The sequence below is a fragment of the Citrobacter sp. 50677481 genome (assembly GCF_001463265.1).
Taxonomy (GTDB): domain Bacteria; phylum Pseudomonadota; class Gammaproteobacteria; order Enterobacterales; family Enterobacteriaceae; genus Citrobacter_A; species Citrobacter_A sedlakii.
Map to the genome: position 1 here is coordinate 18195 of NZ_LNHZ01000015.1, position 21732 is coordinate 39926.

General features: G+C 55.9%; 17 protein-coding genes. 11 read left to right on the top strand and 6 right to left on the bottom strand.

Going from position 1 to position 21732, the window contains the following annotated elements; genetic code table 11:
- Nucleotides 1–85 precede the first annotated feature (85 nt).
- From sdaB to queF, 4 genes are all read right to left on the bottom strand, one after another.
- Nucleotides 86–1453, bottom strand: coding sequence for an L-serine ammonia-lyase II (sdaB, locus tag APU02_RS04330; protein ID WP_042288836.1), 1368 nt, complete (start codon nucleotides 1451–1453; stop codon nucleotides 86–88).
- A 59-nt stretch (nucleotides 1454–1512) separates the two neighbouring features.
- Nucleotides 1513–2802, bottom strand: a complete 1290-nt coding sequence (gene sdaC / locus APU02_RS04335; protein WP_042288834.1) for an HAAAP family serine/threonine permease SdaC — start codon at nucleotides 2800–2802, stop codon at nucleotides 1513–1515.
- 526 nt (nucleotides 2803–3328) lie between these two features.
- A complete protein-coding gene (gene ppnN, locus APU02_RS04340; RefSeq protein ID WP_042288832.1) occupies nucleotides 3329–4693 on the bottom strand; it encodes a nucleotide 5'-monophosphate nucleosidase PpnN in 1365 nt (454 codons plus the stop codon).
- Between the two features lie 112 nt (nucleotides 4694–4805).
- Entirely contained in the window at nucleotides 4806–5654 is an 849-nt protein-coding gene (queF, locus tag APU02_RS04345) for an NADPH-dependent 7-cyano-7-deazaguanine reductase QueF (RefSeq protein ID WP_060569374.1), read from the bottom strand.
- A gap of 68 nt (nucleotides 5655–5722) precedes the next feature.
- Here queF and syd point away from each other — a divergent pair, with 68 nt between their 5' ends.
- From syd to APU02_RS04370, 4 genes are all read left to right on the top strand, one after another.
- The gene (gene syd / locus APU02_RS04350) at nucleotides 5723–6268 is read left to right on the top strand and encodes a SecY-interacting protein (protein ID WP_042288827.1); all 546 of its coding nucleotides are present in this window, start codon (nucleotides 5723–5725) and stop codon (nucleotides 6266–6268) included.
- A 635-nt stretch (nucleotides 6269–6903) separates the two neighbouring features.
- Nucleotides 6904–7233, top strand: coding sequence for a YqcC family protein (locus APU02_RS04360; RefSeq protein ID WP_042288825.1), 330 nt, complete (start codon nucleotides 6904–6906; stop codon nucleotides 7231–7233).
- Nucleotides 7233–8015, top strand: a complete 783-nt coding sequence (gene truC, locus APU02_RS04365; protein WP_042288822.1) for a tRNA pseudouridine(65) synthase TruC — start codon at nucleotides 7233–7235, stop codon at nucleotides 8013–8015. The genes APU02_RS04360 and truC overlap by 1 nt, the downstream gene beginning before the upstream one ends.
- A gap of 18 nt (nucleotides 8016–8033) precedes the next feature.
- A complete protein-coding gene (locus APU02_RS04370; protein WP_042288819.1) occupies nucleotides 8034–8483 on the top strand; it encodes a flavodoxin in 450 nt (149 codons plus the stop codon).
- Between the two features lie 171 nt (nucleotides 8484–8654).
- Here the strand turns inward: APU02_RS04370 and APU02_RS26540 are convergent, their stop codons facing one another.
- Nucleotides 8655–8894, bottom strand: coding sequence for a hypothetical protein (locus APU02_RS26540; RefSeq protein ID WP_072014993.1), 240 nt, complete (start codon nucleotides 8892–8894; stop codon nucleotides 8655–8657).
- A gap of 68 nt (nucleotides 8895–8962) precedes the next feature.
- Here APU02_RS26540 and gudP point away from each other — a divergent pair, with 68 nt between their 5' ends.
- The 4 genes from gudP (at nucleotide 8963) to APU02_RS04390 (ending at nucleotide 14254) form a co-directional block, all read left to right on the top strand.
- Nucleotides 8963–10315: a galactarate/glucarate/glycerate transporter GudP gene (gene gudP, locus APU02_RS04375; protein WP_042288816.1), complete on the top strand. Its 1353-nt coding sequence runs from the start codon at nucleotides 8963–8965 to the stop codon at nucleotides 10313–10315.
- A 2-nt stretch (nucleotides 10316–10317) separates the two neighbouring features.
- Nucleotides 10318–11658: an enolase C-terminal domain-like protein gene (locus tag APU02_RS04380; protein ID WP_042289059.1), complete on the top strand. Its 1341-nt coding sequence runs from the start codon at nucleotides 10318–10320 to the stop codon at nucleotides 11656–11658.
- Nucleotides 11659–11677: 19 nt separating this feature from the next.
- Nucleotides 11678–13018: a glucarate dehydratase gene (gene gudD / locus APU02_RS04385; RefSeq protein WP_042288813.1), complete on the top strand. Its 1341-nt coding sequence runs from the start codon at nucleotides 11678–11680 to the stop codon at nucleotides 13016–13018.
- 93 nt (nucleotides 13019–13111) lie between these two features.
- On the top strand, nucleotides 13112–14254 hold the full coding sequence (locus APU02_RS04390; RefSeq protein WP_042288811.1) for a glycerate kinase: 1143 nt from the start codon (nucleotides 13112–13114) through the stop codon (nucleotides 14252–14254).
- 90 nt (nucleotides 14255–14344) lie between these two features.
- Here the strand turns inward: APU02_RS04390 and barA are convergent, their stop codons facing one another.
- Entirely contained in the window at nucleotides 14345–17101 is a 2757-nt protein-coding gene (gene barA, locus APU02_RS04395; protein WP_060569375.1) for a two-component sensor histidine kinase BarA, read from the bottom strand.
- 57 nt (nucleotides 17102–17158) lie between these two features.
- Between barA and rlmD the strand changes: the two genes are divergently transcribed.
- From rlmD to mazG, 3 genes are all read left to right on the top strand, one after another.
- On the top strand, nucleotides 17159–18457 hold the full coding sequence (gene rlmD, locus APU02_RS04400) for a 23S rRNA (uracil(1939)-C(5))-methyltransferase RlmD (RefSeq protein WP_060569376.1): 1299 nt from the start codon (nucleotides 17159–17161) through the stop codon (nucleotides 18455–18457).
- A gap of 51 nt (nucleotides 18458–18508) precedes the next feature.
- Nucleotides 18509–20743, top strand: a complete 2235-nt coding sequence (gene relA, locus APU02_RS04405) for a GTP diphosphokinase (RefSeq protein ID WP_042288805.1) — start codon at nucleotides 18509–18511, stop codon at nucleotides 20741–20743.
- 96 nt (nucleotides 20744–20839) lie between these two features.
- Nucleotides 20840–21631 carry a nucleoside triphosphate pyrophosphohydrolase gene (gene mazG / locus APU02_RS04410; protein ID WP_042288804.1) on the top strand — a complete coding sequence of 264 codons (792 nt, stop codon included), beginning with the start codon at nucleotides 20840–20842 and terminating at the stop codon, nucleotides 21629–21631.
- Nucleotides 21632–21732: the final 101 nt, after the last annotated feature.

Consider the following 21732-nt stretch of genomic DNA (forward strand, 5'->3'; position numbering starts at 1 on the left):
GGGTAGGGTAACATTCACGGCGAAATGAGGCGAGCCTGGCATGGTTTGCCCGGTAAGCGCTGTGCCACCGGGCAGACGGCAGGCGTTAGTCGCAGGTGACGATTTTCATCGCCAGACCGCCGCGAGAGGTTTCGCGGTATTTGGCGTTCATGTCTTTTCCGGTTTCATACATGGTTTCGATCACTTTATCGAGGCAGACGCGCGGTTCGCTGGTGCGACGCAGCGCCATACGCGCCGCGTTGACCGCTTTCACCGAGGCGATCGCGTTACGTTCGATGCACGGCACCTGTACTTGTCCCGCGACCGGGTCGCAGGTCAGACCGAGGTTGTGTTCCATGCCGATTTCCGCCGCAATGCACACCTGCGCCGGGCTGCCGCCCAGCAGTTCCGCCAGACCCGCCGCCGCCATAGAGCACGCCACGCCGACTTCGCCCTGGCAGCCTACTTCCGCACCGGAAATGGAGGCGTTCATTTTGTACAACGAGCCAATCGCACTGGCAACCAGCATATAGCGGGCCAGCGAGTTCGCATTCACTTCACGGATGAACTTATCGTAGTACGCCAGCACCGCCGGAACGATACCGCAGGCGCCGTTGGTCGGTGCGGTGACTACGCGCCCACCGGCGGCGTTTTCTTCGTTAACCGCCAGCGCGAACATGTTGATCCAGTCCACGACGGCCATTGGATCGGTCGTGGTTTTATCCTGGCTGACCAGCATCCGGCGCAGCGCCGCCGCACGGCGCGGCACACGCAATTTCCCGGGCAGAACGCCTTCGGTGGTAATGCCGCGCTCAATACCGCTGCGCATCACTTCCCAGACGTTGGCAAAGTGCTGTTCCAGCTCTTCTTTGCTGTGCAGCGCCAGTTCGTTTTGCATCATCAGGCCGGAAAGCGAGAGCCCGGTTTCTGCGCAATGTCTTTGCAGATCGGCGGCAGATTTGTATGGATAGGGCACTTCGACTGGCGCACTGTTCGGTAAACCGAAATGGTCTTCATCGACGATGAAGCCGCCGCCAATGGAGTAATAAGTCTGGCTGTAGAGGACGGTTTCTCCTGCCAGCGCGGTAATGCGCATTCCGTTCTCGTGCAGGGACAGGTTGTCGGCATGGAAATTCATGCACTTATCCACCGGGAATTCGACCTCATGCTGACCATTTGCCAGCAGCAGACGCCCGTGGGTATTCACATCCTGAATGAAACTCGGAATGGCATCGATGTCGACGCTGTCCGGCAGATTTCCCGCCAGACCCATAATAATCGCGATATCGGTGTGGTGGCCTTTCCCCGTCAAAGACAGAGAGCCATAAACATCCACTACGACGCGGGTGACATCGGTAAGCATGTTGCGGGCAATCAGATCGTCCGTGAACTGTTTGCCTGCCTTCATTGGTCCAACGGTATGAGAACTGGAAGGGCCAATGCCGATTTTGAAGATATCGAAGACGCTAATCATAGGACTTCCATTAAATAAAGCTCGGGAGGACGCGCCGCCCACAGGCGGCGCTGTAAAACTTAGCTGAACAGAGAGTAGAAAATTGCGGAGATAGCGATCAGACCCATGATGACAACGAAGACGTTGCTGATATGGCCGCTGTACTTACGCATTGCCGGTACTTTCTGAATCGCGTACATCGGCATCAGGAACAGAATCATCGCGATGATCGGGCCGCCCAGGGTTTCGATCATACCGAGAATGCTCGGGTTCAGCGTCGCGACAATCCAGGTGGTCACCAGCATGAACAGCGCGGTAATGCGGTTCAGTTTGTTGATCTCGATGGATTTACCTTTACCACGCAGAGATTTGATAACCATGCCGTTGAAGCCTTCACGCGCGCCCAGATAGTGGCCGAGGAAAGACTTCGTGATGGCGATCATCGCAATGATCGGCGCCATCCAGGCGATGATCGGCGCGTTAAAGTGGTTCGCCAGGTAAGACAGAATCGAGATATTCTGCTCTTTCGCCGCAGCGAGATCCGCCGGGGACAGGCTCAGTACGCAGCTGAAGACGAAGAACATGACCGTCAGCACCATCATGATGTGGGCGAACGCCAGAATCTTAGCGCATTTTTTCTCGGCGCCGTCGCCGTACTCTTCACGCTTCGCTACCGCGAAAGAGGAGATGATCGGCGAGTGGTTGAAGGAGAAGACCATCACCGGGATCGCCAGCCACAGGGTCATCCACAGGCCGTTGCCGGTAGAGGCGGCGGTATCAAAGGACAGCGTTTCCAGCGCCGCGCCGTTCCACTGCGGGATCAGGTACAGAGCCAGCAGCATCAGCGCTGCCACAAACGGGAACACCAGGATGCTCATCGCTTTCACGATCATCTGCTCGCCGAAACGCACGATAGTCATCATACCGACAATCAGGATCAGGGACAGAATCGCACGCGGCGGCGGCGTGATAGCCAGCTGATGCGTCAGAAAGCTTTCCACCGTGTTGGTGATCGCCACGCTGTAAACCAGCAGGATAGGGTAAATGGCAAAGAAATAGAGCAGGGTAATCAGCTTACCTGCGCCGATACCGAAGTGCTCTTCAACCACTTCAGTGATGTCTTCGCCCGGGTTTTTACCGGACAGAACAAAGCGGGTCAGGCCGCGGTGGGCAAAAAAGGTCATCGGGAAAGCGATAATCGCCATGATGATCAGCGGAATCATGCCGCCGACGCCTGCGTTGATTGGCAGGAACAGTACGCCCGCACCGATAGCCGTGCCGTAAAGGCCCAGCATCCACATGGTATCTGTCTTGCGCCATGCGCTTCGGGAATCAATCGAAGCAATAGTGCTGGTTTGAGTGGTTTCCATCTATTTCTCCTGGAGGATGCTAAAAGTCAGGTTGCTGGTCTAATCCAATGAAAAAAGTCCCGACCGTAAAACGAAATTTCATCAAAGACGATTTTTATATAATTTTTCGCCGTAATAATTTGCGGGCGGAAAGATACAGATAACCAATGAATCTATCAGTGATCGCGATCCCAAATGCAATAATCCACCTTTAATGTGGATAAAATTGGATCATTAATCTGTCAAAAAATCATCAAAGCGAATTTACGCGCGCGAAGGCTAGCATTAACGATACAGTGACGGGAAGTTTTCCCCGAGAGATGCGGAGGTTACGCTGTAAAAGTGCCATTTATTGGTGGTTTCTGATGCCTAAGCAAAGTTAAGAATGATAAAACGCGGTATCTCAGGGCGGGTAATCGTTTGCGTAGAAAAATAATGAGTATGATTTATAAGTGAAACTAATTAATTAGCGAGGCTATCTTATTGGTATCAATAAAAAAACCGGAAGGGCCTGCAGCCGTTTCCGGTTCGTTCAGGACTTTTCGCCTCAGGCGCAGATTTCGTAGCAGGGAATGTATGCAGAGCCAGGCAGCTTCATACGGTGTTGCGCGACAAACCCTTGCAGTAGATCGTCCATGCGCCGCATCATCGCCTTATCGCCATGGATTTTGTAAGGACCATATTGCTCGATGGCGCGAATGCCGACTTCCTTCACGTTACCCGCGACGATCCCGGAGAACGCGCGACGCAGGTCTGCCGCCAGCACTTCAACGGGCTGGTCAGGGTACAGCTTCAGGTTAGCCATATTTTCATGGGACGGTTCGAACGGCATTTGCAGATCCGGCGCGATGCGAATCGACCAGTTGAAGCTGTAGGCATCGCCAGTGTCACGACGGTTCTCTTTCACCCGCGGCATCGCTTTTTTCATCAGACGCGCCACTTCCGCCGCATCGTCGATAATAATCCGGTAGTGACTGCGCGCCGCTTCACCCAGCGTGTGCACGATAAACTCGTCCAGAACGCGGAAGTAGTCGGCGCTCTCTTTCGGGCCGGTGAGGATCAGGGGCAGCACCTGATCTTTGTTCGCCGGATTCATCAGGATCCCCAGCAGGTACAGCAGTTCTTCCGCAGTACCGACGCCGCCCGGGAAGATGATAATCCCGTGGGCGATGCGTACGAACGCTTCCAGACGTTTTTCAATGTCCGGCATGATGATCAGTTCGTTGACCAGCGGATTTGGCGGTTCGGCGGCGATGATCGACGGTTCGGTCATGCCGATAAAACGACTGTCTTTGTAACGCTGCTGGGCGTGACCCACTGCCGCGCCCTTCATTGGCGCTTCCATTGCCCCCGGCCCGCAGCCGGTGCAGATGTTCAGTTCACGCAGACCCAGTTGCGTGCCGACGCGGCGGGCGTACAGGTACTCATTTTCATTAATCGAGTGGCCGCCCCAGCACACCACCATGTTTGGCGCTTCGCCCACGTGTAGCGCTCTGGCGTTACGCAGAATGGAGAACACCAGGTTGGTAATGTGTACCGAACTTTCGAGATCCAGATGCTGGAAACGACCCGCGTTATGGATCTGGCCGTTGACAAACAGGATGTCGCGCAGCACGGCAAACAGGTTGGCCTGTAGCGCGCGGATAATACGTCCGTCAACGAAAGCGTCTTCCGGTGGGTTGATCAGCTCCAGCTTCACGCCGCGCTCGCGGCGCAGCACGTTGATGTCGAAGGTTTCAAAGCGGGACAGCAGCTCTTTGCTGTTGTCAGTCAGACTGCCGGAGTTTAAGACGGCAAGCGAACAGTTACGAAACAGTTGATACAGGTCGCTGCTGGCCGTGCGTTTAAGCATATCGACTTCCAGTTGCGACAGCATGTCCATTGAGCCAAGCGGGCTAATATGTGTAATCAAGTAAACTCCTTATGGGACGCAAAACGTCATTCCCTGTTGATTACAATAGCCCTGGCTTATGATCTTTCACAACCTTGAGTGCGGAATCAGGCACGCAAAACGGTGAAATAATTTACTGGCGAACCAGTCTGCCGAGCGCAGGAACGAAATCGGTATTGCTCCGCCATGGGTTAATATCCAGTCCGCCACGGCGGGTGTAACGCGCGTAAACGCTGAGGGTTTCCGGCTGGCAGAAGCGCAGCAGGTCATTGAAGATGCGTTCCACGCACTGTTCATGGAACTCGTTATGATGACGGAAGGAAACCAGGTAACGCAGCAGCTTTTCGCGATCTATTTTCCGGCCGCGATACTGGATCTGAATGGAGCCCCAGTCCGGCTGGTGAGTGATCAGACAGTTGGATTTCAGCAGATGGCTGACCAGTGTCTCCTCTACGACTTTTTCGCCGTTGGCGGCATCCTGCAGTGCGTCGGTGGTGAACTGATAGTTGTCGATGCTGATGTCCTGATCGTCAATACAGGCGCCATGAAAATGGGCGATCGGCTGGCCTTCCAGCTCATCCAGGCGGTACAGCGCGACGCTGACTTGTCCTTGCGCGCAAGCGCTGAGATCGTTTTCCAGCGTCTGGCGCACCGCGTCCCAACTGTCAAAACGGGTCTGGTTAAAGCTGTTGAGATAGAGCTTAAAGCTTTTGGATTCAATCAGGTTAACGCTGGCGTAATCCAGTTCCACCTGCCCGACCGCGACCTGCGGCAGGCCTTTGGCGTTCAGCCACGACAGTTCGTACAGCGTCCAGATGTCGCCGCCGTGAAAGGGCAGGCGGTCAGCGTGGAGGCCGAGCGGGTCGCGATTGAGGCTGCGGGGAACGCCCTGTAACAGGCTGGCGTCGTAATTATCCCGGTAATCGGTTGATTTACCAAGAGTCAGGCCGTCAAGCGCCTGATGGTTTTCATAAGAAGACATGTTTCACCGTCGTAAACCAGATACACTATGGCTCCAGTGTATCCTGGCTTTTATGATGAGAGAAACCGGTGAACGAACAGACTGCATTGGCCCTGAAGGCTTTTACGACGCGTTATTGCGACGCATGGCATGAAAAACAGCAAAGTTGGCCGATGAGCGAGGAGCTGTATGGCGTGCCTTCTCCCTGCATCATTTCCTCTACTCAGGACGCGGTTTACTGGCAGCCGCAGCCGTTTGAGGGCGAGTCGAATGTAAACGCGGTTGAACGCGCCTTTGATATTGTGATACAACCTGCCCTTCACGCGTTTTACACCACGCAGTTTGCCGGCGATATGCCCGCACAGTTTCACAATGAAACGCTGACGCTGCTGCAAACCTGGAGCGCTGACGATTTCCGTCGGGTTCAGGAAAACCTGATTGGTCATCTGGTTACGCAAAAACGTCTGAAGCTGCCGCCGACGCTGTTCATCGCCACCCAGGAAAATGAACTGGAGGTGATTTCAGTGTGTAATCTGTCTGGTGATGTCATCAAAGAAACGCTGGGAACGCGGCAACGCACCGTTCTGGCTCCCTCCCTTGCGGAATTCCTTACTCAGCTTAAGCCTGTTCTGTAATCCATTTACCTGGTAATGTTGTGAGAGATCTCTTACACGCCCTGTAGGAGATCGCCAGGTGATAAGTGAAGACTTAAGGGCATAAGAATTATCAATATCCTAATAAATCAGATGGTTAACTAATTCGTGTCAACTTTCATATGAAATTTTCCTTAAGGCATTGCCTGTAAGTCCCTTGTAAGACGGCGTAAAAAAGGCGATTCTATGTACGTCGACAGGGAGTCGCACAACGAAGCGAACATCAGGATGATGGCGCTTTGGCAGGACACACCAGGACGGTGTTGCAAGGAGAGGCTTCAGGACGAAGCAAAGTGGAAAACGCAGGAAGGCGTTAAAGGACACCTCCAGGAAGGAGAACGAGAGCCGGTCAGGATGGTCGGTGGGTCAGGAAGGCCAGGACACTTCAGGATGAAGTTTTCACATCGGGGTGGTGTGAGCAGGATGCGCACGTTCAGGATGAACAACGGGTCGCAAGACCGCTGGAAAAGTTGTCAAGGATGAGCAGGGAGCACTAAAAGTAGCTGGAATGCTGCGAAACGAACCGGGAGCACTGTTTTTACAGTGCTCCCTTTTTTTATTTCTTTTTTTACTGGTGGTATTCTTCGCGCCACATTTTTCTTTACTGAGGTGACTTCATGACGACTCATGACCGTGTGCGTCAGCAGCTTCACGCACTGGAAGCGCTGCTGCGCGAGCATCAACACTGGCGGATGGATGAACCCGAAGCCCACCTGTTTACCAGTACGCAGCCTTTTTGCATGGATACCATGGAGCCGCTCGAGTGGCTGCAATGGGTGTTGATCCCCCGGATGCATGCCCTGCTGGACAGCGCCCAGCCATTGCCTGAGGCTTTTGCCGTCGCGCCGTACTACGAAGTGGCGCTGAGCGCCGATCATCCGCAGCGTGAGGTTCTGATCGCCGCGCTTCAGGCGCTGGATGCGCTGTTTGCGCAAGATAAATCCTGATGCTGGAGATTCTGTATCAGGATGAATGGCTGGTGGCGGTCAATAAACCCTCCGGTTGGCTGGTACACCGCAGCTGGCTCGATCGCGATGAAAAAGTGGTGGTGATGCAGACCGTGCGCGATCAGATTGGTCAGCACGTTTTTACCGCCCACCGTCTCGACAGGCCCACCTCCGGCGTCCTGCTGATGGGGTTGTCCAGCGAAGCCGGACGACGGCTGGCGCAGCAGTTTGAGCAGCATCAGATCCAAAAGCGCTACCACGCGATTGTACGCGGCTGGCTGATGGACGACGCGGTGCTCGACTATCCGCTGGTAGAAGAACGGGACAAAATCGCCGATAAATTTGCCCGCGAGGATAAAGAGCCGCAGCCAGCGGTGACCCATTATCGCGGTCTGGCGACCGTAGAAATGCCGGTGGCAACCGGGCGGTATCCAACGACGCGTTACGGTCTGGTGGCGTTAGAGCCAAAAACCGGCCGCAAGCATCAGCTCAGGCGTCACCTCGCGCATCTGCGTCATCCGATTATCGGCGACAGCAAGCATGGCGATCTGCGGCAAAACCGCAGCGCAGCGGAACATTTCGGCTGCCATCGTCTCATGCTGCACGCCAGCGCGCTTTCTCTGACTCATCCCTTTACCGGCGAGCCGCTGACGATTCGCGCCGGGCTGGATGCGGTCTGGATGCAGGCGCTGGCGCATTTTGGCTGGCGAGGATGTCTCCCCGACAATGAAAGGGTTGAGTTAAGCGCGTCGGCAGGTCAGGATGAAGGCGTAAATTCGTAACTCAGGGAGTCAGTAAGCATGGCGAAAATAGGCATTTTTGTCGGGACGATGTACGGAAACTCGCTGTTGGTTGCCGAAGAAGCCGAAGCGATCCTCACGGCGCAGGGACATGAGGCGACCGTTTATGAAGATCCTGAACTGAGCGACTGGCAGAACTATCAGGATAACGTCGCACTGGTGGTGACCTCCACAACGGGGCAGGGAGATTTACCTGACAGCATCGTGCCGCTGTTTCAGGGCATAAAGGATAATCTGGGGTTTCAGCCCAATTTGCGCTACGGCGTTATCGCGCTGGGCGACAGCAGTTACGTGAATTTCTGTAACGGCGGCAAACAATTTGATGCCCTGCTGCAGGAACAACGCGCGCAGCGCGTCGGCGAGATGCTGTTGATTGATGCCAGCGAACATCCGGAACCCGAAAGCGAATCGAATCCCTGGGTGGAACAGTGGGGAACGCTTTTATCGTGAGAGTAAACCCTCCCCCTACCGGGAGGGACTCCTGCTTGCGCCAGTAAGCAAGGGGGACAACCTGAAATCAGTTTAGTCAAAACTGAATCGTGTTAGCATCGGGCAAATGCCTAAAATCCTTTCAGACGAAAGGGTTTTTATTGACGTTTTCATAGGGTCAAGCGACCTGATTCACACTCCTGCCTTTTCTGCCTCTCCTGCCGGGCGAATTCCCTGACTGCTTTTCATTTCCGTGAAGTCGCTTCCATTACCCTGGGCTTTTGCCACAAACCGACGCGTTATCCCCCTGAAATGTTGTGTTGTTGCACGGTGAGCAACCTCCTGGCGCTTTTTATACTTCTCCTGCCAGTTATAAAAAAGCAGTACGCAAGGCGAACGACCTACAAAAAGCTGCCATGTATGAAACGTCACCTCTGATTCCCTACCGGCTGTGCAGTTCAGAGTGAGCGTGACTAACGCGAAAATTCAGGAGTGCAACAATGAGTTCATTAAGTCAGGCTGCGAGCAGTGCGGAAAAACGCACTAACGCCCGCTACTGGATAGTGGTGATGCTGTTTATCGTCACATCCTTCAACTACGGCGACCGCGCGACGCTTTCTATCGCTGGTTCCGAGATGGCCAAAGACATTGGCCTCGATCCGGTCGGTATGGGTTACGTTTTCTCTGCGTTCTCATGGGCCTACGTTATCGGTCAAATTCCGGGTGGCTGGCTGCTCGACCGCTTTGGTTCCAAACGCGTCTACTTCTGGTCCATCTTTATCTGGTCGATGTTTACCCTCCTGCAGGGCTTCGTCGATATCTTTAGCGGCTTCGGCATTATCGTCGCGCTGTTTACGCTACGTTTCCTGGTCGGTCTGGCGGAAGCGCCCTCTTTCCCGGGCAATAGCCGTATCGTCGCAGCGTGGTTCCCGGCGCAGGAAAGGGGAACCGCGGTGGCGATTTTTAACTCCGCGCAATACTTTGCCACCGTTATTTTCGCCCCCATCATGGGCTGGCTGACCCACGAAGTAGGCTGGTCGCACGTGTTCTTCTTCATGGGCGGACTGGGTATCGTCATCAGCTTCATTTGGTTGAAGGTGATCCACGAGCCGAACCAGCATCCGGGCGTCAACCAGAAAGAGCTTGAGTACATTGCAGAGGGCGGCGCGCTGATCAACATGGATCAGAAGAGCAACAAAGCTAAAGTGCCGTTCAGCGTGAAATGGGGACAGATCAAGCAACTGCTGGGCTCACGCATGATGATCGGGGTTTATATCGGCCAGTACTGCATCAATGCGTTGACGTACTTCTTTATCACCTGGTTCCCGGTTTATCTGGTGCAGGCGCGGGGCATGTCGATACTGAAAGCGGGTTTTGTGGCCTCGGTTCCCGCCATCTGCGGCTTTGTTGGCGGCGTACTGGGCGGCATTATCTCCGACTGGCTGATGCGCCGTACCGGCTCGCTGAATATCGCCCGTAAAACGCCGATTGTGATGGGGATGCTGCTGTCGATGGTGATGGTGTTCTGTAACTACGTTAACGTCGAGTGGATGATCATCGGCTTTATGGCGCTGGCGTTCTTCGGTAAAGGGATTGGCGCGCTGGGCTGGGCGGTAATGGCGGACACCGCGCCGAAAGAGATCAGCGGTCTGAGCGGCGGTTTGTTCAACATGTTCGGCAACATCTCCGGTATCGTGACGCCTATCGCCATCGGCTACATTGTCGGCACGACCGGCTCCTTCAACGGCGCGCTGATCTACGTGGGGATCCATGCGTTGGTCGCGGTGCTGAGCTACCTGGTGCTGGTGGGTGATATTAAACGTGTCGAACTGAAACCTGTTGCGGGGCAATGATCATGACAACGCAATCGAGTCCTGTTATCACCGACATGAAGGTCATTCCGGTGGCCGGACATGACAGTATGCTGCTGAACATCGGCGGCGCGCATAACGCGTACTTCACCCGAAATATCGTGGTGCTCACCGACAACGCCGGGAATACCGGCGTTGGCGAGGCGCCGGGCGGAGACGTGATTTATCAAACGCTGGTCGATGCCATTCCGATGGTGCTCGGTCAGGAGGTGGCCCGGCTGAATAAAGTGGTTCAGCGGGTGCATAAAGGCAACCAGGCTGCAGACTTTGACACCTTCGGCAAAGGGGCGTGGACGTTTGAACTGCGCGTTAACGCGGTCGCCGCGCTGGAAGCGGCGCTGCTCGACCTGCTGGGCAAAGCGCTGAATGTGCCAGTCTGTGAGCTGTTAGGGCCTGGCAAGCAGCGCGATGCGGTGACGGTGCTGGGTTACCTGTTCTATATCGGCGATCGTACAAAAACCGATCTGCCCTATCTGGAAAACACCCCGGGGAACCACGACTGGTATCATCTGCGCCATCAGGAAGCATTAACCCGCGACGCGGTCGTGCGTCTGGCGGAAGCCTCGCAGGATCGCTACGGCTTTAAAGATTTTAAACTCAAGGGCGGCGTTCTGCCGGGCGAGCAGGAGATTGAAACTGCCCGTGCGCTGAAAACACGTTTTCCGGATGCGCGTATCACCGTTGATCCGAACGGCGCCTGGCGGTTGGATGAAGCCATTGCGTTATGCAAAGGGCTGAACGATGTGCTGACCTACGCGGAAGATCCCTGCGGCGCGGAACAGGGCTTCTCTGGTCGCGAAGTGATGGCGGAATTCCGTCGGGCGACCGGGCTGCCGGTCGCAACCAACATGATCGCGACCAACTGGCGCGAGATGGGCCACGCGGTGATGCTCAACGCCGTTGATATTCCGCTCGCCGATCCGCATTTCTGGACGCTTTCCGGCGCGGTACGCGTGGCGCAACTGTGTGACGACTGGGGCCTGACCTGGGGCTGCCATTCCAACAATCACTTTGATATCTCTCTGGCGATGTTTACTCACGTTGGCGCGGCCGCGCCAGGCAAACCGACCGCCATTGATACCCACTGGATTTGGCAGGAGGGTGATTGCCGCCTGACCCGACATCCTCTGGAGATCAAAAACGGCAAAATTGCCGTTCCGGACGCGCCTGGGCTGGGCGTTGAGCTGGACTGGGATCAGGTGCATAAGGCGCATGAAGCGTACAAAAAGCTGCCCGGCGGCGCGCGCAATGACGCAGGCCCGATGCAGTATCTGATCCCCGGCTGGACTTTTGACCGCAAACGCCCCGTTTTCGGTCGTCACTGATTTTGAAAAGGACAAGATTATGAGCGCACAATTTACCACTCCCGTTGTTACCGCCATGCAGGTGATCCCGGTTGCCGGTCACGACAGCATGCTGATGAACCTGAGCGGCGCGCACGCTCCGTTTTTCACGCGTAACATCGTCATTATCAAAGATAACTCTGGCCACACCGGCGTTGGTGAAATTCCCGGCGGCGAAAAGATCCGTAAGACACTGGAAGATGCGATCCCGCTGGTGGTGGGGAAAACGCTGGGCGAATACAAAAATGTGTTAACCGCGGTGCGGAATGAATTTGCCGATCGCGACGCGGGTGGTCGTGGATTGCAGACCTTCGACCTGCGTACCACCATTCACGTGGTGACCGGTATCGAAGCGGCGCTGCTTGACCTGTTGGGTCAGCATCTTGGCGTTAACGTGGCGTCACTGCTCGGCGACGGACAGCAACGTAGCGAAGTGGAAATGCTCGGTTATCTGTTCTTCGTCGGTAACCGTAAAGCGACGCCGCTGCCGTACCAGAGCCAGCCGGATGAGCAATGCGACTGGTATCGCTTGCGCCATGAAGAAGCGATGACCCCGGATGCGGTGGTGCGCCTGGCGGAAGCCGCGTATGAAAAATATGGTTTCAACGACTTCAAACTGAAAGGCGGCGTGCTGGCCGGAGAAGAAGAAGCCGAGTCCATCGTGGCGCTGGCGAAACGCTTCCCGCAGGCGCGGGTGACGCTCGACCCGAACGGCGCATGGTCGCTGAATGAGGCGATTAAAATTGGTAAGTACCTGAAAGGTACGCTGGCCTATGCGGAAGATCCGTGCGGCGCCGAGCAGGGTTTCTCCGGACGCGAAGTGATGGCGGAGTTCCGTCGCGCTACCGGCTTGCCGACGGCGACCAATATGATCGCAACTGACTGGCGTCAGATGGGCCATACTCTGTCGTTGCAATCTGTGGATATTCCGCTGGCGGATCCGCACTTCTGGACGATGCAAGGTTCTGTGCGCGTGGCGCAGATGTGCCACGAGTTTGGTCTGACCTGGGGCTCGCACTCTAATAACCATTTCGATATTTCACTGGCGATGTTTACCCATGTCGCGGCCGCCGCGCCGGGCAAGATCACCGCTATCGACACTCACTGGATCTGGCAGGAAGGCAACCAGCGTCTGACCAAAGAACCGTTCGAGATCAAAGGCGGTATGGTTCAGGTTCCGGCGAAACCGGGACTGGGCGTTGAGATCGACATGGATCAGGTGATGAAGGCGCATGAGCTGTATCAGAAACACGGCTTAGGCGCGCGTGACGACGCGATGGGCATGCAGTATCTGATTCCGAACTGGACCTTTGATAACAAGCGTCCTTGCATGGTGCGTTAAGACCTGTGCCGGTCCCCTTTCGGACCGGCCATTTTTTTATTTGTAGTATGACGGGTATATGCTTAACAGAGTCAACATGCGTAAGGACGATTTATGAAAATAGTGATCGCACCGGACTCATATAAGGAAAGTTTGAGTGCTCTTGAGGTGGCGAGCGCCATTGAACAGGGGTTTCGCGAGATCTGGCCCGATGCGGATTACGTCAAGCTGCCGGTCGCTGATGGCGGTGAAGGAACGGTTGAAGCCATGGTTGCGGCGACGGCGGGACGCATTGTTGACGTTGAGGTCATGGGGCCTCTGGGCGAGCCGACGCAGGCTTTTTATGGATTATCCGGCGATGCGCGCTCCGCCTTTATTGAAATGGCGGCGGCCAGCGGGCTGGAGCAGGTTCCTCCCCATCGGCGCGATCCGTTAAAAACCACCTCCTGGGGTACCGGAGAGCTTATTCGACATGCTCTGGACGCGGGCGTGGAACATATCATTATCGGGCTTGGCGGCAGCGCGACCAACGACGGCGGCGCGGGTATGGTTCAGGCGTTAGGGGCAAAACTGCTCGACGCCCGGCATGCCGACATCGCCCAGGGCGGCGCGGCGCTGGAAACCCTCGACCGCATTGATATTAGCCAGTTAGACCCGCGTCTGGCCGGATGTCGCATTGAGGTAGCGTGCGACGTCACCAATCCGTTGACCGGTAAGCAGGGCGCTTCGGCGGTGTTCGGGCCGCAAAAAGGGGCGACGCCGGAGATGATTGTGCGCCTGGATCGGGCGCTGGAACATTATGCGCAGCTCATCGCCCGCGATCTGGATGTGGATGTCTCTACGCTTGCGGGCGGCGGCGCGGCAGGGGGAATGGGCGCGGCGCTGTATGCATTCTGCGGCGCGCAGCTGCGGCGCGGCATTGAGATTGTGACCGACGCGCTGCATCTCGATGCCTGCGTCGCCGACGCCGATCTGGTGATTACCGGCGAAGGGCGCATCGACAGCCAGACCATTCACGGTAAGGTGCCGGTTGGCGTGGCGAACGTGGCAAAACGCTATAACAAGCCAGTGATCGCGATTGCCGGCAGCCTGACCGCGGACGTTGGCGTGGTGCACGAACATGGGCTGGATGCGGTGTTCAGCGTCATTTACTGCATCTGTACTCTGGACGACGCCCTGAAAAATGCGGAAGACAACGTGCGGATGACGGCGCGAAATGTGGCTGCAACGATCAAGATTGGGCGGCTTTCAGGCTAATTTCCCCAATGGCGCAACGCTTATCAGGCCTGCAATTATCCTGTCCGCAGGCCCGGTAAGCCGCTTACATTACTTTCCGCCAATAGACAGTCACCCCAGTATCTTCTTCGCTTCGCGCGCCACGTTGTCCATCTCGTCGAGCAGTTCGAGGAATTCAGGTTCCAGTTCGCTTTCGGGCGTACCGTTACGTAACTGGCCTTCCAGCAGCTGACAGAGATTTTTCATCCGTGGAACCCCGCTGTAGCCACAGCTGCCGTGCAGCTTATGAATTAAATCGACTAACCCATCCGGGTTTTCGCCGACCAGTTGTTCTTCGATGCAGTTACGCACTTCCGGCAGGAAATCGATCAGCATTTGCAGCATATCGCGCGCCAGATCCGGTTTTCCTGCCGCCTGGCGCAGCGCCAATTGCCAGTCGAGCGTCGCGTTTGGATTAAAAATCGGCTCGGGCGGCTCAGCCGTCAGCATCCGCGTGGTGACGCCGGTGCCCGGTTTGTAGCGCAGCAGCAGGTTATGCAGCTTTTCTTCTTCAATCGGCTTCGCCAGATAATCATTCATACCGGCGCTCAGCAGCTTCTCCTTCTGACCCGCCATTGCATGTGCGGTCACGGCAATCACCGGCGTTTGCTGTTGGTGAGGAAGCTGGTGGATCAACTCACAGGCGCGAATGCCGTCCATATCCGGCATCTGAATATCCATCAGGATCAAGTCGAACTGCATCTGTCTGGCGCGATCCACCGCCTGTTGGCCGCTGTCGCAAAGCTCAACGTGCTGCACCAGATCGTCCAGTAAGGCGCCGATCAGTTTCAGGTTAGCGGGGTTATCATCTACCGCCATTACCGTCATGGCGATCTTGTTTTCGTCGGATGGCAGGGCGTCATGATGGTAATTCTGGCGGCACAACTCCACCAGCGCGGGCAGCAGTCGCGTTGAGGTCAGCGGTTTTAACAGACAACTCGCCACGCCGTCTTGCTTAAGTTTTTCCGCGTTAACCTGCGCGTGACACGGCAGCGCCAGCATCAGGAAGTCGGTCATTTCCGTCGCCTGAATCAGGCGTTCATGCTGCATGGTCAGCGGTTCGTTGAAGGTCACGGCGACGCCCAGCAGCATGTAGTCGTAATGCTCTACCGCCAGCGCGGAGAACGAAGGACTGTAAATCACCTCCAGCGGCGTTTCCGCGAGGATATCTAAAGTGCATTGCGCGGCAGCGGCATTTGGCTCAACGTAAGCGATGCGCTTCCCGGTCAGGCAGCCAGTGGCCGGACCATCGCTGACCACGTTCGGATTCAAATCCAGGTTGATATGGAACCAGAACGTCGAGCCCCGGTTCGGCTGGCTATGGAAGGAGATATCTCCCCCCATTTCATTGACCAGCTTCTGTGTAATCACCAGCCCCAGCCCGGTACCGCCATGGCGACGGGAGATACTGGCATCGGCCTGACGGAAGGCCTGGAACAGGCGTGACTGGTCGCGTTCAGGAATACCGATACCGGTATCACGAATCTGGACCTCTATCTGGACTTTGGTATTACTGATCGCGCGTTTCTCGACCAGAATATCGATGTTGCCGCTTTCGGTAAATTTGATCGCGTTGCCGACCAGGTTGGTAATCACCTGCTGTAAGCGCAGCGGGTCGCCGATGACGTTGTCCGGAACGTCATTTTTAATGTTAAGCGTCAGCTCAAGGCCTTTATCGTGGGACGAGTGCGCCAGCAACGTCACCACTTCATCCAGCGTATTGCGCAGGGCGAAGGGAATGCTTTCCAGAATCAGTTTGCCCGCTTCCAGCTTGGAAAAGTCCAGCACGTCGTTAATGATCGCCAGTAGATTATTTGCCGAACGCTCAATGGTGTTCAGGTGGTCACGCTGGGTGGTGTTCAGCTCTGTTTTCAGCGTCAGGCGAGTAAAGCCGATGACACCGTTAAGCGGCGTGCGTAGCTCATGGGACATATTGGCCAGAAACTCGGACTTGATGCGGGCGGCTTCCTGGGCGCGCTTCTTCGCCAGATCCAGCTCAACGTTCTGGATCTCCATCTGTTCAAGCGTTTCACGCAGATCGGAGGTCGCCTGATCGATGTTGTGCTGCATCTCTTCGTGATAGGCGGCAAGCGACATCGCCATGGAGTTAATGCCGTTTTTCAGCATGTCCAGTTCACCCAGCATGAAACCTTCAACCCGGCTGTCGAGCTGCCCGCGACGAATGCGATCCACCGTGTTGACCATGTTACGAATAGGCCCGGTCACGTCGCGCATCAGGCGCCAGCCAAAAATGAGCGCGATGCCGATGCAGAACAGCATCATCACCGTGGAGATGAAAATTTCTTTATACTGCTGCAGGCGAACAGACTTGAGATCCAGCTCAAGCGCCACATATCCCAGCATATTATGCGCATTTTTCGCATCGGTTAACGCAGACTCGTCCGGTGAATAGCTTTCCGACACGATCGGCGTTCGCAGGATTAAAATGTCGCCATGGCGTTCCACGCTCAACCGGCGTGGAAACGGCAGACCCGGCGGAAGCTGGAGCTCCGACGGGTTAAGATTAAAGTTCGATGTGACGAACAGGCGGTTATTCTCGTCGTAGACCGAAATCGCCCGCACGATCTCTGAATGGCGGCGATGCAGAACGCTAATCAACTGGCCGATAGATTCGCGGTTTTGCAGATTCATACCATATTCAGTGGAGACGGCGAGCGGCTCAATAATGCTCGCGCCGGCATCTTCCAGTTGACGCTGCAGGTCGTGATAGCGATGAACGACAAAAAAGATACTTAGCAATAAACCGATCAGTACGGTCGGCGCCAGGATCAGAATCATCATGCGAGCGCGCAGGCTGTAGTTGGTCATGGAGTTCCGTTATGGGACAATTAGGGTCACACTGTTAATTTGAGAATAATCTCGTCGATGGCGCAATTCTACTCTGCAAAACGGCGCGTGACGACGCGCCAGATCATAACCGTTACAGTCACTGACCTGGATGCCTTTGGTCAGGGCGTGGCGCGGCATAACGGAAAGGCGCTGTTTATCCCAGGATTACTGCCGCAGGAAAGTGCGGAGGTGGTCATTACTGAAGATAAAAAACAGTACGCCAGAGCGCAAGTGAAGCGCCGGTTAAATGAAAGCCCTGAGCGCGTCGCGCCGCGCTGCCCCCATTTTGGCGTTTGCGGCGGCTGCCAGCAGCAGCACGCCAGCGTTGCCCTGCAACAGCGCAGCAAACGCGCCGCGTTAGCGCGCCTGATGAAAAATGACGTGGCAGAGGTCATCGCCGGGGAGCCGTGGGGTTATCGCCGTCGCGCGCGCTTAAGCCTCCATTACCCGCCGAAAACCCAGCAACTGCAGATGGGCTTTCGCCAGTCGGCATCCAGCGACATTGTTGACGTCACCCGGTGCCCTGTTCTGGCGCCCCAGCTTGAGGCGCTGTTGCCTGACCTCAGGGCATGTCTGGAGACATTACAGGGAAAACGCCATCTGGGGCACGTCGAACTGGTGCAGGCGGGCAGCGGCACGCTGATGATCTTGCGCCATACGGCGCCATTAAGCGCCCATGACCGGGAAAAACTGGAACGCTTTTCGCATTCACAGAACCTGGCGCTTTATCTGGCGCCCGCAAGCGAGATACTGGCGTCCGTTTCGGGGCAAACGCCCTGGTACGAGTCAAACGGGCTACGCTTAAACTTTAGTCCGCGCGACTTTATCCAGGTCAACGAAGGGGTGAATCAGCAGATGGTCGCCCGGGCGCTGGCGTGGCTTGACGTACAGCCGGACGATCGCGTGCTTGACCTTTTTTGCGGCATGGGCAACTTCACGTTGCCGCTCGCGACGCTGGCGGCGAGCGTAGTGGGCGTCGAAGGCGTACCCGCGCTGGTTGAGAAAGGGCGTGAAAACGCGCGGCAAAATGCATTACAGAATGTGACATTCTTTCATGCCAATCTGGAAGAGGATGTAACCCAACAGCCGTGGGCGAAAAACGGCTTCGACAAGGTCCTGCTGGACCCTGCGCGCGCCGGGGCGGCGGGCGTGATGCAGCATCTTGTAAAATTACAGACTGACCGCATTGTTTATGTATCCTGTAACCCTGCCACGCTGGCGCGGGACAGTGACGAATTATTACGTGCGGGATACCAAATTCAGCGGCTGGCAATGCTCGACATGTTCCCGCACACTGGGCACCTGGAATCAATGGTTCTGTTTGAGCGCAAGTAATAACTTCCGGCTTGCTGAATTCGGCAGGCCCGGTCCCTTAAGGAGAGGACAATGGTTGCGGTAAGAAGTGCACATCTAAATAAAGCTGGGGAATTTGATCCGAAAAAATGGATCGAAAGTCTTGGGATCGCCAGCCAGCAGTCGTGTGAACGCTTAGCCGAAACCTGGGCGTATTGCCTGCAACAGACACAGGGGCATCCGGACGCGGAACTGCTGCTGTGGCGCGGCGTCGAGATGGTGGAAATCCTTTCGACGCTGAGTATGGATATCGACACGCTGCGGGCGGCGCTGCTGTTCCCGTTAGCCGACGCCAACGTGGTCAGCGAAGACGTTCTGCGCGAAAGTGTGGGCAAATCGATCGTCAACCTGATCCATGGCGTGCGCGACATGGCGGCGATTCGCCAGCTTAAAGCCACGCACACCGACTCCGTTTCGTCCGAGCAGGTCGATAATGTTCGCCGTATGCTACTGGCGATGGTGGACGATTTCCGCTGTGTGGTCATTAAGCTTGCCGAACGTATTGCCCATCTGCGTGAGGTGAAAGACGCGCCGGAAGATGAGCGCGTGCTGGCGGCGAAAGAGTGCACGAACATTTACGCTCCGCTGGCCAACCGTCTGGGTATTGGTCAGTTGAAATGGGAGCTGGAAGATTACTGCTTCCGCTATCTGCATCCGGCGGAATACAAGCGTATCGCCAAACTGCTGCATGAGCGTCGTATCGATCGCGAACACTATATTGAAGAGTTCGTTGGCCATCTGCGCGCCGAAATGAAAACCGAAGGCGTGAAGGCGGAAGTTTACGGACGTCCGAAACATATCTATAGCATCTGGCGCAAGATGCAGAAAAAAGATCTGGCCTTTGACGAGCTGTTTGACGTACGCGCCGTGCGTATCGTCGCCGAGCGTTTGCAGGACTGCTACGCCGCGCTGGGCATTGTACACACCCACTATCGTCATTTGCCGGATGAGTTTGACGACTACGTCGCTAACCCAAAACCAAACGGTTATCAGTCTATTCATACCGTGGTGCTGGGGCCGGGCGGTAAAACCGTTGAGATTCAAATCCGCACCAAACAGATGCACGAAGATGCCGAGCTGGGTGTCGCCGCGCACTGGAAGTATAAAGAAGGGGCGGCGGCAGGCGGCGCGCGTTCGGGTCATGAGGATCGCATCGCCTGGCTGCGTAAGCTGATCGCCTGGCAGGAAGAGATGGCGGATTCGGGCGAAATGCTCGATGAAGTGCGCAGCCAGGTTTTTGACGACCGGGTGTATGTGTTTACGCCAAAAGGCGATGTGGTCGACTTACCTGCGGGCTCCACGCCGCTTGACTTCGCCTATCACATTCACAGTGACGTGGGGCATCGTTGCATCGGGGCGAAAATTGGCGGGCGTATCGTGCCGTTTACCTATCAGTTGCAGATGGGCGATCAGATCGAAATCATCACCCAGAAGCAGCCGAACCCCAGCCGCGACTGGCTTAACCCGAACCTGGGCTATGTCACCACCAGCCGCGGACGCTCAAAAATCCACGCCTGGTTCCGCAAGCAGGATCGCGACAAGAATATCCTTGCCGGTCGCCAGATCCTTGACGATGAGCTGTCGCATCTGGGGATCAGCCTGAAAGAGGCGGAAAAACTGCTGCTGCCGCGCTACAACTTTAACGAGCTGGAGGAACTGCTGGCGGCGATCGGCGGCGGCGATATCCGCCTTAACCAGATGGTCAACTTCCTGCAGTCGCAGTTCAACAAACCGAGCGCGGCTGAAGAAGATGCCGCCGCGCTGAAACAGCTTCAGCAGAAAACTTACGCGCCGCAGAATCGCCGGAAAGACGACGGTCGGGTTGTGGTGGAAGGGGTTGGCAACCTGATGCACCACATCGCGCGTTGCTGCCAGCCGATTCCGGGCGATGAGATCGTCGGATTCATCACTCAGGGGCGCGGGATTTCCGTTCACCGCGCCGACTGCGAACAACTGGTGGAACTGCGCGCGCATGCGCCGGAGCGGATTGTGGATGCGGTGTGGGGCGAAAGCTATTCGGCGGGTTACTCGCTGGTGGTGCGCGTTCAGGCTAACGACCGCAGCGGGTTACTGCGTGATATCACCACCATTCTGGCGAACGAAAAGGTCAACGTGCTGGGTGTTGCCAGCCGCAGCGACACGAAGCAGCAACTGGCGACCATCGATATGACCATCGAAATCTACAACCTGCAGGTGCTGGGGCGCGTTCTCAGCAAGCTCAACCAGGTGCCGGATGTGATTGACGCGCGTCGTCTGCACGGCAACTAACGATAATACAGGCCGGATCGCGCGGTACGCCGCCATCCGGCTTTTTTTTGCCCGACAGCGTTTGGCTTGACGGGCCTGGAGGTTCAGGACATACCCATGACACAAATTGATCGCCTGCTTAACATCATGCAGCGCCTGCGCGACCCGGAAAACGGCTGCCCGTGGGACAAAGAACAGACTTTTGCCACCATTGCGCCCTATACGCTGGAAGAAACCTATGAAGTCCTTGACGCGATTGCGCGCGAAGACTTTGACGATCTGCGCGGCGAATTGGGCGATTTGCTGTTTCAGGTGGTGTTTTACGCGCAAATGGCGCAGGAAGAAGGGCGCTTTGATTTCAATGATATTTGCGCTGCCATCAGCGACAAACTCGAACGCCGTCACCCGCACGTTTTTGCGGACGTTTCCGCCAGCAACAGTACGGAAGTCCTGACTCGCTGGGAGCAGATCAAAACCGAAGAACGGGCGCAAAAAGCGCAGCATTCCGCGCTGGATGATATCCCGCGCAGCTTACCCGCGCTGATGCGGGCGCAGAAAATCCAGAAGCGTTGCTCAAACGTCGGGTTTGACTGGACCACGCTCGGGCCGGTCGTCGATAAAGTGTATGAAGAAATCGACGAGGTGATGTATGAAGCCCGACAGGCGGTGGTTGACCAGGCTAAACTCGAGGAAGAAATGGGGGATCTGCTGTTTGCCACCGTCAATATGGCGCGTCATTTGGGGACCAAAGCCGAGATTGCCCTGCAAAAAGCCAACGAAAAATTTGAGCGTCGCTTTCGCGAAGTCGAACGGATTGTTGCGGCGCGCGGCCTGGAAATGACAGGAGTCGATCTGGAAACCATGGAAGACGTGTGGCAGGAAGTAAAACGCCAGGAAACTGATCTCTAACGGAATTTTGCGAACAAGCGCTATTTGTGCGGTTTTTTAAATGACAAGCGCTTGATTTGCGTCAAAAACATTTACCCAAAAGGGGCTATTTTCTCACTCCT

Coding starts and splice junctions, on each gene's coding strand:
- mazG (WP_042288804.1), top strand. CDS start 20,840: ATGACACAAATTGATCGCCTGCTTAACATCATGCAGCGCCTGCGCGAC.
- relA (WP_042288805.1), top strand. CDS start 18,509: ATGGTTGCGGTAAGAAGTGCACATCTAAATAAAGCTGGGGAATTTGAT.
- gudD (WP_042288813.1), top strand. CDS start 11,678: ATGAGCGCACAATTTACCACTCCCGTTGTTACCGCCATGCAGGTGATC.
- APU02_RS04360 (WP_042288825.1), top strand. CDS start 6,904: ATGACGACTCATGACCGTGTGCGTCAGCAGCTTCACGCACTGGAAGCG.
- sdaC (WP_042288834.1), bottom strand. CDS start 2,802: ATGGAAACCACTCAAACCAGCACTATTGCTTCGATTGATTCCCGAAGC.
- APU02_RS04390 (WP_042288811.1), top strand. CDS start 13,112: ATGAAAATAGTGATCGCACCGGACTCATATAAGGAAAGTTTGAGTGCT.
- truC (WP_042288822.1), top strand. CDS start 7,233: ATGCTGGAGATTCTGTATCAGGATGAATGGCTGGTGGCGGTCAATAAA.
- sdaB (WP_042288836.1), bottom strand. CDS start 1,453: ATGATTAGCGTCTTCGATATCTTCAAAATCGGCATTGGCCCTTCCAGT.
- barA (WP_060569375.1), bottom strand. CDS start 17,101: ATGACCAACTACAGCCTGCGCGCTCGCATGATGATTCTGATCCTGGCG.
- APU02_RS04380 (WP_042289059.1), top strand. CDS start 10,318: ATGACAACGCAATCGAGTCCTGTTATCACCGACATGAAGGTCATTCCG.
- rlmD (WP_060569376.1), top strand. CDS start 17,159: ATGGCGCAATTCTACTCTGCAAAACGGCGCGTGACGACGCGCCAGATC.
- gudP (WP_042288816.1), top strand. CDS start 8,963: ATGAGTTCATTAAGTCAGGCTGCGAGCAGTGCGGAAAAACGCACTAAC.
- queF (WP_060569374.1), bottom strand. CDS start 5,654: ATGTCTTCTTATGAAAACCATCAGGCGCTTGACGGCCTGACTCTTGGT.
- APU02_RS04370 (WP_042288819.1), top strand. CDS start 8,034: ATGGCGAAAATAGGCATTTTTGTCGGGACGATGTACGGAAACTCGCTG.